7 protein-coding genes and 2 pseudogenes are annotated in these 11,495 nt (G+C 65.8%); 4 read left to right on the top strand and 5 right to left on the bottom strand.

What is annotated here, in order from left to right:
- Positions 1–274 precede the first annotated feature (274 nt).
- Positions 275–437 (bottom strand): annotated as a pseudogene (locus tag VMJ11_RS06255) (transposase); the annotation flags it as partial.
- Positions 438–533: 96 nt separating this feature from the next.
- On the opposite strand from VMJ11_RS06255, the pseudogene VMJ11_RS06250 reads away from it, so the two are divergent.
- A pseudogene (locus VMJ11_RS06250) lies at positions 534–641 on the top strand (IS5/IS1182 family transposase); the annotation flags it as partial.
- A 443-nt stretch (positions 642–1,084) separates the two neighbouring features.
- Here VMJ11_RS06250 and VMJ11_RS06245 read toward each other — a convergent pair.
- Positions 1,085–1,651, bottom strand: coding sequence for a DUF4148 domain-containing protein (locus tag VMJ11_RS06245; RefSeq protein ID WP_325618023.1), 567 nt, complete (start codon positions 1,649–1,651; stop codon positions 1,085–1,087).
- Positions 1,652–1,712: 61 nt separating this feature from the next.
- Here VMJ11_RS06245 and VMJ11_RS06240 point away from each other — a divergent pair, with 61 nt between their 5' ends.
- From VMJ11_RS06240 to VMJ11_RS06230, 3 genes are read left to right on the top strand one after another with little or no spacing between them, the layout of a single operon-like run.
- On the top strand, positions 1,713–4,919 hold the full coding sequence (locus tag VMJ11_RS06240) for an efflux RND transporter permease subunit (RefSeq protein ID WP_325618022.1): 3,207 nt from the start codon (positions 1,713–1,715) through the stop codon (positions 4,917–4,919).
- A 9-nt stretch (positions 4,920–4,928) separates the two neighbouring features.
- Positions 4,929–6,149 (top strand): efflux RND transporter periplasmic adaptor subunit, encoded by a 1,221-nt coding sequence (locus tag VMJ11_RS06235; RefSeq protein ID WP_325618020.1) that lies wholly within the window; start codon positions 4,929–4,931, stop codon positions 6,147–6,149.
- A gap of 12 nt (positions 6,150–6,161) precedes the next feature.
- Positions 6,162–7,652, top strand: a complete 1,491-nt coding sequence (locus tag VMJ11_RS06230; RefSeq protein WP_325618018.1) for an efflux transporter outer membrane subunit — start codon at positions 6,162–6,164, stop codon at positions 7,650–7,652.
- Here VMJ11_RS06230 and VMJ11_RS06225 read toward each other — a convergent pair.
- The 3 genes from VMJ11_RS06225 to VMJ11_RS06215 all read right to left on the bottom strand — a co-directional run bounded on the left by VMJ11_RS06225 (position 7,627) and on the right by VMJ11_RS06215 (position 11,489).
- Positions 7,627–9,042, bottom strand: a complete 1,416-nt coding sequence (locus VMJ11_RS06225) for a heavy metal sensor histidine kinase (protein ID WP_325618016.1) — start codon at positions 9,040–9,042, stop codon at positions 7,627–7,629. The two genes, VMJ11_RS06230 and VMJ11_RS06225, sit on opposite strands and share 26 nt — an antisense overlap.
- The gene (locus tag VMJ11_RS06220) at positions 9,042–9,719 is read right to left on the bottom strand and encodes a heavy metal response regulator transcription factor (RefSeq protein ID WP_325618014.1); all 678 of its coding nucleotides are present in this window, start codon (positions 9,717–9,719) and stop codon (positions 9,042–9,044) included. Before VMJ11_RS06220 ends, VMJ11_RS06225 begins: the two co-directional genes overlap by 1 nt.
- 420 nt (positions 9,720–10,139) lie before the next feature.
- The gene (locus tag VMJ11_RS06215) at positions 10,140–11,489 is read right to left on the bottom strand and encodes an aromatic acid/H+ symport family MFS transporter (protein ID WP_325618012.1); all 1,350 of its coding nucleotides are present in this window, start codon (positions 11,487–11,489) and stop codon (positions 10,140–10,142) included.
- Positions 11,490–11,495: the final 6 nt, after the last annotated feature.

The following is an 11,495-nucleotide window of genomic DNA, read 5'->3' as shown; positions in this document are numbered from 1 at the left end:
CGGCGCGATTGCCTGGCATTCGAATGGTTGGCGCGATTCGCCGGGCGTTGGCCGGCTATGCGAGCAAGCGCCTACGGATATTCATGCGCCGCAGGCACGCAGCCGAGGACTCGGCGATGCCTGCGTATGGCGGGGGGATGGCAACGGTCGTGCTTGAAGGGAGTTCCCCTGCCCGTAATCGGTCGGGCTTGTAATGCCGTTGCAGGGAGAAATATACAGGTTCGTAACACAAATGTAAACGATTCGCGTTTACGAGATGCGGTATTCCCGTCACCGGTGGCCAGGCGGTATCCGAGGGCAACAAGCGCCAAGGTGCAACCGCGTGCACGATCCATCTCAGCGCGTTGAACATCTCGCGCAGTTCCTATCGGCGCTGCGGCGCGTCTTTGTTCATCAATGTCAGGAACGGGACGGCGACTGTGCCACGCTTCATCCAATACATCTGTTGGGTATGGCTAGAAGGTGTCATGACCTTTTTGCCAGACCTGGTACCCTGGCAGGATGAAAGAACGCAGACCCTACCCAACGGATGTATCGCCAGAGACTACGAGCGATTGCCCGAAACCTTGGCCGGTTTGCATTTCGTCGTGTTCTCCGTGCTGATGCTCGTCCACTTTGCAGCCCTTAACAAAAGTGCATAACACCTTCTAGCCGAAAAAGCGTGCCGCTTCGCCCTCGCATCTCGAACGCCGCCTATGAAGTACCCGTGCGTGCGACTCGATAGCCGCAACCCCGGAGAGGCAGCCCCCAAGTTGCGCCTAACCCGGATCATCGCGCCGCTCCTTGCCATCAGCGCACGCCGGCAAAGGATGTCCCCCTCGTGCATCGATGTGCTGACATACAACACTGCGTACCGTCCTGGCGCGTTGACCATAGCACCGAGCGTATTGCCCTCTATGATGCACGTTCGCTTAAGGTCGAACACATTGCGATTCCACAGCACATCAGCCCAGCCTACAGACAGCCTGCCAGTTCGGGCCGCCGACTGACGATTGACATCTGCGAAGGAAGGGTGGCACGCGCGAAAGCACTCCACGTTTGACAGAAGCAACGCGCGACAGCTAGCCTCCCCACCCGCGCCCCCTCAATGCCCCGCATAAATCGACCGTCCACCCGCACTTGTCACAACAGGTGCCCCGGAATCCGTGCTACCCGTCATCGCCACCCCGCCCACCGCGTTATTCCCCGGCGCCGCCTGTTGCGCCTCTTCCTGCGCAACGATGGCTTCGGCGTGCTGAATATCGTCCGGATAGTTGATATCCGTGGCAGTCGGACGATACCCGGCGTGCTCCACGCGCACGAGATCGGCAAGCACTTGCGCGCGCGTCACGGGCGCTTCGGCAGTTTGTGCGAAGGCGGCAACTGGCGCGGCCAGCGCGCAAGCAACGAACAATGTGGAAACGAGTGCTTTCATGATGTTCACCTCTGCATCAATGGCCACGGCATGAGAAATGGATGCCGCTTCAGCCGCCCTCGGCGATGTCGCGAAGGTTGACTGCATTCTGGTCGCGCGGCGCTGACCCAAAGCTGACCCGTTGATTACGACTTTGTTATCCAGCCAGCAGGCAGCACACGCATGCAGAGATCCCCACCAGGCGCGAGCCAGATGACAAATCCGTAATGTCGAGGTCAGCACCGGGTAAGCGCCCAATCCCGATACTTCCGCCAAACCGCGCCACCCCGCGCGTGCCCTGCCTCAACCGGAAATCGTCATGTGGATCGTCAAACTGGCCCTCAGGCGGCCCTACACGTTCATCGTGCTCGCCGTGCTGCTCTTCATCCTCGGCCCGCTCGCCATCATGCGCACCCCCACGGACATTTTTCCTGACATCGATATCCCCGTGGTCAGCATCGTCTGGACCTATAACGGCTTCTCCGCCGAGGACATGGCGCATCGCATCACCTCGAACTACGAGCGCGCCCTCACCTCGGACGTCGACGACATCGAGCACATCGAATCGCAGTCGCTCAACGGCGTCTCTGTCGTGAAGGTCTTCTTTCACCCGGGCGCTGACATCAACCGCGCAATCGCGGAAGCCGCCTCCAATTCCGCGTCGATCCTGCGCGTCCTGCCACCGGGCACGCTGCCGCCCAACATCATCACCTACAACGCCTCGACGGTGCCCGTGCTGCAACTGGGCCTCTCCAGCGCGACGCTGCCCGAGCAGTCGCTCTACGACCTCGGCAACAGCTTCATCCGCACGCAGCTGGCCACGGTCCAGGGAGCGGCCGTGCCGCTGCCCTACGGTGGCAAGATTCGCCAGATCATGGTGCAGATCGATCCCAAAGCGCTGCAGGCAAAAGGACTCGCGCCTGTCGATGTCGTGAACGCCGTCAATGCGCAGAACCTCATCCTGCCCGGCGGCACGGCGAAAATCGGCTCGCGCGAATATAACGTCGAGATGAACGGCAGCACGCAGACGGTCGCGGCACTCAACAACCTGCCCATCAAGACCGTGAACGGCAGCGTGGTGTACGTGCGCGACGTCGCGCACGTGATCGACGGCTACGCGCCGCAAACGAACATCGTGCGCGCCGACGGCAAGCGCGCGGCGCTGTTGACGGTGGAAAAAGCCGGGAGCGCCTCCACGCTCACGATCATCCAGCAGGTCAAGGCGATGCTGCCGAAGATCGCAGCGGGCCTGCCAAGCGCGCTCAAGATCACGCCGCTCGGCGACCAGTCGGTGTTCGTGAAGGCGGCCATCACGGGCGTGGTGCGCGAAGCGCTCATCGCCGCATGCCTCACCGCCGCGATGATCCTGCTCTTTCTCGGCAGCTGGCGCGCCACGCTCATCATCGCCGTCACGATTCCGCTCGCCGTGCTCACCTCGCTGATCGCGCTCTCGGCGCTCGGCGAAACCATCAACATCATGACGCTCGGCGGCCTCGCGCTCGCGGTGGGCATACTCGTGGACGACGCCACCGTCGCCATCGAGAACATCACGCACCACCTCGAACGCGGCGCGCCGCTGCACGACGCGATCCTCAACGGCTCCGGCGAAATCGCCGTGCCGACCTTCGTCTCGACGCTTTCCATCTGTATCGTGTTCGTGCCGATGTTCCTGCTTTCAGGCGTCGCGCGCTACCTGTTCGTGCCGATGGCGGAAGCTGTCGTGTTCGCCATGTGTGCGTCGTACTTCTTCTCGCGCACGCTGATTCCCACGCTCGCCATGTACCTGCTGCGCGCACGCAAGCAGAACGCCGCACCTGCGCGCGGCATTGCCGGGACGTTGACCCGCTTCCAGGCGGGTTTCGAAAGACGATTCGAAGTCCTACGCAACCGCTATCGCGCTGTTCTCAAGGCCGCGATCGCGCAGCGGCGCCGTTTCATCGTGCTGTGGCTCGCGCTGTGTGTTGGCTCGCTCGTGCTCTTGCCGTTCACGGGCCGCGACTTCTTCCCGGCCGTCGATAGCGGCGAAATCCGCCTGCATCTGCGCGCGCCCACTGGCACGCGCATCGAGGAAACCGCGCGTATCACCGACGAAGTCGAAGCGAAAATCCGCAGCGTGATTCCGCCCGCCGAACAGGCCGCGGTGCTCGACAACATCGGCGTGCCGGTGAGCGGCATCAACCTCACGTACGATTCGTCCGATCCCATCGGCCCCCAAGATGCAGACATCCTCATCACGCTCACGCCGAAGCACAAGCCCACCGCGCAATACGTCGCGAAGCTGCGCAACGTGCTCGACGCTTCGTTTCCGGGCGTGACGTTCGCGTTCCTGCCCGCCGATATCGTCAGCCAGATCCTGAACTTCGGGCTGCCCGCCCCCATCGACGTGCAAATCGTCGGCAACAAGCTCGCGCAAAACCGCGTCGTCGCCAATCGCCTGCTCGACCAGATGCGCGGCGTGCGCGGACTCGTCGATGCGCGTATCCAGCAGCCCGGCGACGAGCCGACCATCAACGTGAACGTCGACCGCACGAAGGCCATGCAGGCCGGCCTCACGCAACGCGACGTAGCGCAGAACCTGCTCATCGCGCTCTCGGGCAGCTCGCAGACCACGCCGAACTTCTGGCTCGATCCGAAAAACGGCGTGAGCTATCCGCTCATGGCCGAGGTGCCGCAATACGACATCCATTCGCTGCAAACGCTGGCCAATATTCCGGTAACGACGCAATCGGTCCCGGTCAATCCGCAGAACCAGCTCGGCACGCTCGGCACGGTCTCGCGCAGCGAGCAACAGGCCGTCGTCTCGCACTACAACGTGCAGCCCGTGCTCGACATCTTCGCCTCGACTCAGGGGCGCGACCTGGGCGGCGTCGCCTCCGACGTGAACCGTCTAGTCGACGCCGCGCGCGCGCAGTTGCCGCCGGGCTCGTCGATCGTGATGCGCGGCCAGGTGCAGTCGATGAACGCCTCGTTCAGCGGCCTCGCGGCGGGGCTCGTGTTCGCGATCGCCCTCGTCTATCTGTTGATGGTCGTGAATTTCCAGTCGTGGCTCGATCCACTCATCATCATCAGCGGCTTGCCGGGTTCGCTCGCCGGCATTGCGTGGATGCTGTTCGTCACGCAAACCACGCTCAGCGTGCCGGCGCTCACGGGCACGATTCTTTGCGTGGGCATCGCGACGGCCAACAGCATTCTCGTCATCAACACGGCGCGCGAGTCGCTTGCCGCAGGCATGGCCCCACTGGCCGCGGCGCTCGACGCAGGCTTCAACCGCTTCCGCCCAGTGCTCATGACGGCGCTCGCCATGTTGATCGGCATGTTGCCGATGGCGCTCGGCTTTGGCGACGGCGGCGAACAGAATGCGCCGCTAGGGCGCGCCGTGATCGGCGGACTTGCCATCGGCACGCTCTCCACGCTCGTGTTCGTGCCCGTGGTCTTCGGCATGGTTCACGGCTGGCTCGCGAAACGCCGCGCCTCCCGCGAAGCCCAGGACGACACGCCTGCCGATGCAACCACTCACGTTGACTAAGGATTCCAGATGAATTCGCACACCCCGCCCGAGGATCGCGACGCCCAAGCGAAGCCGGCGACACACGCCGGATCCACGCCGCGCCGCACGGCGATCGCCATCGGACTCGCCTGCCTTGCAGCGGCGCTCCTCACGGCCGGCATCGTGCCGCGCCTCGAAGCGCGCACCGCACAGGCGCAACAGGTCGCGGCACAGCGCGAGCTGATCGTCTCGACCGTCGCGCCCACGCATGCTCCCGCCACGCAGGAGTTGCTGTTGCCGGGCTCCGTCATGTCCTGGGCCGACGCCTCGATCTATGCGCGCACGAGCGGGTACGTCCAGCACTGGTACACGGACATCGGCGCCCACGTGAAGGCCGGCCAGACGCTCGCGCAGATCGACACGCCCGAACTCGACGCACAACTCCAGCAGGCACGCGACGACGAAGCGACGGCGCAGGCGAACTATCGTTTCGCGAGCAGCACGGCGCAGCGCTGGCAAACGATGCTGCAAACGCAGTCGGTCTCGCAGCAGGACGCGCAGGCCAAGACGAGCGACGCCGCCGCGAAGCTCGCCACGCTCCAGGCTGCGCAGGCCAACGTGGCGCGGCTGCAGGAGCTGGTCTCGTACCAGAACGTGACGGCGCCCTTCGACGGCGTGATCACCGCGCGCAACGTGCAGGTCGGCGCGCTCGTGACCGCGGGCGGCACGCCCGGCCTCGCCACGATGCCCGGCGAGCTGTTCCACATCGCGCAGACCGACCGCCTGCGCGTGTACGTCGACGTGCCTCAGGACGACGCGAGCCTCGTCACGCCGGGCTCCACCGTGTGGCTCACGACCCAGCAGTATCCGGGGCGCCGCTTCGAGGCGAGCGTTGCGCGCAGCTCGAACGTGATCGACCCCGTGAGCCGGACCTTGCGCGTGGAAGTCGACGTGAATAACCGCGACGGCGCGTTGATGCCCGGTGCCTACGCACAGGTGCATCTCGCGCTCACCACGGCAACGCCCGCGCTCGAACTGCCCGTGAGCGCGCTGCTGTTCCGCCCGGACGGCGTGACAGTCGCCGTCGTCGACGCCCATGCCAAGGTGCAGTTGCGCACGGTCACCATAGGCCGCGACTTCGGCACCTACGTGGAGATCGCCACGGGCCTCGCGGCAAGCGACCGCGTAATCGACAACCCCGGCGACGCCATCGCCAGCGGCCAGAGCGTGCACGTGGCGGCAACATCGCTCGCGGGCGGCAAGGCCTAGATGAGGTTCATCATGTTCGGTAGTCCTCTCACGTCACTGCGCCGCATCGTCGTCGCCTGCACGGCGGCTTCGCTCGCCGCGTGCACGACCTTGCCGCATTACAGCAGGCCCGAAGTCGACGTGCCCGCGCACTTCGCCACGCAATCCGCAACCACGCCCGCCACGCCGGGCTGGACCCTCGCCGCGCCCGCCGATGGCAAGCCGCGCGGCCCGTGGTGGACCCTCTTCGGCGACAGCGAACTCGACCAGCTCGAAGCGCGCGTCGACGTGTCGAACCAGACCGTGCGCGAGGCCGTCGCAAACCTCGAAGCCGCGCGCGCGATGATCGACTACCAGCGCGCCGGCTACTCGCCCACCGTCACGGCGGGCGTCGCGGCCCAGCGTTACCGGACCTCGCAGAATCTCGTCGACCATTCGCTTGCGGGTAAAACGATTCCCGACTACTCGACGGGTATCGCGGCGAGCTGGGAGCCCGACCTGTTCGGGCGAGTGAAGGACGCCACCTCCGAGGCGCGCGCAAACGCCGAGGCGAGCGAGGCCGACCTCGAATCGGTGCGGCTCTCGGTCACGAGCCAGCTTGCTTCGGACTACTTCGATTTACGCACGCTCGATCGCCAGAAGAAGCTGCTCGACGACACCGTGACGGCCTACACAGCCGCCCTTCGCATCGTCCAGCAACAGCTCGCCGATGGCGCGATCGACGCCTCGGCGCTCGCCCAGGCGCAGACGCAGCTGGAAAGCGCGCGCACGGCAGACCGCGATATCGACGTGCAGCGCGCGCAGCTTCAGCACGCCATCGCCACGCTGATCGGGGTGCCCGCCTCGTCGTTCGTGCTGCCGCCGCAGGTCGGGCCGGCTGTCGTGCCGCCGATTCCGCCGGGCGTGCCCTCCGCGTTACTCGAACGGCGCCCCGACATCGCCGCGTCGGAGCGGCGTGTGGCCGCCGCGAATGCGCGAATCGGCGAAGCGCGTGCCGCGTTTTACCCCGATCTCACGCTCAGCGCATCGGCGGGCCTCGAAAGTACGTTCTTCGCGCCATGGCTGAGCGCGCCGAGCCTCTTCTGGTCGCTCGGCGCGCAACTGGCGGGCACGCTCTTCGACGGCGGCCGGCGCAGCGCCACGCTCAAGGGAGCGAACGCCCAATACGACGCGGCCGTGGCCGGCTACAGGCAAACCGTGCTCACGGCGTTCCAGCAAGTCGAAGACAACCTCAGCGCGCTCGATACTCTCGCCAGCGAAGCCGAGAGCCAGCAACGCGCAACGGCCGCCGCGCAACGCTCGCTCGAGCTCACGACCAACCGCTACCAGGCGGGCGCGGTGAACTATCTCGACGTGGTGACTGCGCAGACCATCGCGCTCTCGAACCAGCGCAACGAGCAGCAGATCGCGGGGCGGCGGCTCGATGCGAGCGTGCATCTGCTCGAGGCGCTCGGCGGCGGGTGGGACCGCGCATCGCTCGGCGACCCCAGCGGTGCGCCTAAGGGCGCGCGAACGTCAGGATGAAGCGCGTGCCCGCCGCGTCGCTTTCAGCGCGCGCCGAGCCGCCGTGCAAGGTCATGATCGTGCGCACGATCGCGAGCCCGAGCCCAGCCGAGGCGCCGGCGCGCGGCTCGCTATGGCGCGAGGCATCGGCGCGGTAGAAGCGGTCGAAAATGCGCTCCAGCAGCGCGGCATCGATGGGCGTGCCCGGATTGGCCACCGTGACTTCGATCGCTGCGGACTTTTCCTCCACGCTCATCGTGATCTCGCCGCCGCGTGGCGTATAGCGCAGCGCATTGGCAAGCAGGTTGCCCACGGCGCGCCGGAACAGCTCCTTGTCCGCACGCAGGCGCCCCTTGCCCCGCACGAGGATATGCACGCCCGCGTCGTCGGCGAGGCCCTCGAAGTAATCGGCGATCTGCGCGAGCGCGTCCTGGGTGTCGAACTCCGCGAGCGTCGTCATGAATTGCGGATGCTCCGCGCGGGCGAGAAAGATCACGCTCTCGATCATCCGGGAAAGCCGTTCGCACTCCTCCAGATTCGATTCGAGCAGCGCTTCGTATTCGGCCGTGTTGCGCGGGCGCGCCAGCGCCACCTCGGTAGCGCCACGCAGATTGCCCAGCGGCGTGCGCATGTCGTGCGCGAGATCCGCCGTATATTGCGACATACGCTCGAAACCGCCATGCAAACGGTCGAGCATCGCGTTGAGCGACTTCGTGAGCGCTTGCAACTCGCTTGGCGCGCGCTCGATCTCGATGGGCGTGTCGAGCCGGTCGACCGTGACCGTGGCGGCCCGCGCCGCCATCTCGCGCAGCGGGCGCAGCGACTCGCGCACGAGCAGCCAGCTCATGAGAAACGCGAGCAGCATGCCCGCGAAGCCGAAGCCGTAGAGCCGCTCGCGATAGCGGTCGAGCAGCCGCCAGCGGTCGGTCATGTCGCGCGCGATCACGATCGTGACCGGCGTGCCGCCGGTGAGCGCCGCTTCGGTTGCGAGTCCACGCACCGGCACGCCGCGTGCGTTGTGCCACTCCACCACGTCGCGCTCGGTAATGCGCTGCTCCGAGGCGAGGCGCCGTGCGAGCGCCGGCTGCGGAAACGCCGCATCGGCGATGCCCGCCGTATTGTGTTCGGCGAGCTGGGCGCCGCCGGGATCGAGTATCTCCATCGAAAGCGCGGGGTTGCCTAGCACCTGGCTCGTGAGGCGCTCGGCGTGCTCGCGCACGTCCCGCTCGTTGTGCAGCTCCTGCGTGAGGCGGCGCGTATGCCGCGAAATCAGAACGATGTCGAGATCGTCCTGCTGCTTGACCTCGCGGTCGAGCGTGAAATACAGCGTGCTGCCCACCAGGGCGAACACCGCCAGCGTCGTGCCTGCGAAACTCAGCGCAAGTGTGGCGGTGAGTGAGCGCACGGCCATCAGGCGGACCCTTTGATTTCGGCGACGTAGCCCACGCCGCGCACCGTATGAATCAGCTTCACGGGAAAGTCGTCGTCGATCTTGGCGCGCAGGCGACGAATCGCCACTTCGACAACGTTCGTATCGCTGTCGAAGTTCATGTCCCATACGTACGACGCGATCTGCGTGCGCGTGAGCACTTCGCCCTGGCGGCGCACGAGCAGTTGCAGCAGCGCGAACTCCTTCGGCGTGAGGGCGATGCGCGTGGCGCCGCGCTTCACGCGCCGCCGGGTGACGTCCACTTCGAGGTCGCCGAGCGTCAGCACGTCGCTCTCGCGCGGCGGCCCGCGCCTCGCCAGCGTGCGCACGCGCGCGAGCAGCTCGACGAACGCGAACGGCTTCACCAGGTAGTCGTCGCCGCCCAGCTCCAGGCCCTTCACGCGGTCGTTCACGTCGTCGCGTGCGGTGAGGAACAGGACCGGCGTGGTGTGCGTGGCGCGCAATGTCTTGAGCACTGTCCAGCCGTCCATGGAAGGCAGCATCACGTCGAGCACGATCACGTCGTACGCCGCCTCCTTCGCGAGAATCAGGCCTTCCGCGCCGTCCGCGGTTACGTCCACCGCGTAGCCGGACTCCTCGAAACCCTTCTTCAGGTAGGCGCCGGTTTTCGGCTCGTCTTCGATCACAAGAATGCGCATCGCCGTTCAACTTTCAGTGTGTCCGGCTCAATTGTATGCGCTCCTTGGTCGCGGTAGCTGTTGGTTGGCTACGCGCAGACGCTTCATCGAATCTGCTTTGAGCGCGTTGCGAAGCAGTCATTGCACGTGGCGCATCAAAACGCGCATTCGGATACGTTGCTCAATAGCCCTTTGCGTCTGTGAGCCCCTTGTATTGGGCGTTCGAGCCCTCGCGGCTCCCCACGCGCGGCAAGGCGTGACACAAGCCATCGCACTCCCGTGGGTGAGCGACGCATTCCGCCGCGAAGCCAACCCAGGTGCGTTCAGGATCTGAGCGGATGGGCGGATGGGCGTGGGCCGCGCCGTCGCCCGCACACGAAAAAAAACGGCGCGGCAGTGCAAATCGCACCGCCGCGCCGCCCAATCCAGCGCTGTTGAAACTCAGTGTGCCGCGCTCACCTGCGGAGCCGGTTCATCGTTACGCGTGCGTTGCGAAACCAGAATCGCGATCGCCGCAAGCACGGCCGGCACGGCGAGCATCGCGAGAATCGCGCCGAATTGCCAGCCGAGCCCCAGCAGCGCGCCGCCAATGGCCGAACCGAAAATGCTGCCGAAGCGGCCCATGCCCAGCATCCAGCTCACACCCGTTGCGCGCGCAACCGTTGGATAGCGGCCCGGCGCGTAAGCGTTGAGGCCCGTTTGCGCGCCGCTCATGCAGAAGCCGGCCGCGAACACGAGCAGCGCGAGCGACGACGACAGCGCCCCCACGCCCGCGAGCGCCAGCACACAGACGCCGCCGCCGAGGTACGCCGCGCTGATGACGCGCGCGGGGCGCACCTTGTCCATGATCCAGCCGACAAGCACCGCGCCGATCGTGCCGCCGATCTGGAACATGGCCGTGACGTTCGCTGCCGCCGTGATGGAGAGGCCCGCGTCCTTGATCAGCGTGGGCAGCCAGCCGGTCAGCAGATAGATGACGAGCAGACCCATGAAATACGTGACCCACAGGGCGATCGTCATCACGCCATAGCCTTCCGAGAACAGCACACCGATCGGCTTGCGGGTAGGCAGCGGCGGCTCGATCGAAACGAAGGTCTCGTTGCCGGTGAAGCGCGCGCCGGTCACTCGGTTCAGAATCGCGCCGATGCGCACGCCCGATGCACCGCGCACGGCGAGCAGACGCGCCGACTCGGGCAGCAGCCACGCCTGCAGCGGCACCAGCACGAGCGGCACGGCGCCGCCGAAAATCAACACCGCGCGCCAGCCCCAGGTCGGCACGAGCCAGCCGGCCGCGAAACCGATCAGCGCGGAACCGAGGTTAAAGCCCGTGAACATGATGGTGATGAGCAGCGCGCGCTTGCGCTGCGGCGAATACTCGGAGAGCAGCGTCGTGGAGTTCGGCATTGCCGCGCCAAGACCGATGCCGGTCAACACACGCAACGCGGCCATCGAGAGCGGCGACTGCGCAAACGCGGTGAGAATCGTGAAGACGCCAAAGAGGAACACGGAGGTGATCAGCACCCACTTGCGCCCGATGCGGTCCGAGGCGGGACCGGCAGTCAGCGCGCCGATCACGAGGCCGATGGGCGCCGCGCTCATGACGAGCCCGAACTCCGGCCGCGAGATGGCCCACTCATGAATGACGGACGGCGCAACGAAACCCATGATGGCCACGTCCATCCCGTCGGCGGTCACCGCGAGAAAACACAAAGCCACGAGGAGCCACTGGTAGGCCGAAATGGGGCGTTCATCGATGAACGCCTTGATATCAATTGTTTTGCTGCCAGACATCTATAG

Source organism: Paraburkholderia sp. (genome assembly GCF_035501035.1).
GTDB lineage: Bacteria > Pseudomonadota > Gammaproteobacteria > Burkholderiales > Burkholderiaceae > Paraburkholderia.
The sequence above is the reverse complement of the archived record's forward strand: the minus strand, read 5'-3'. Positions and strand labels throughout refer to the sequence as shown.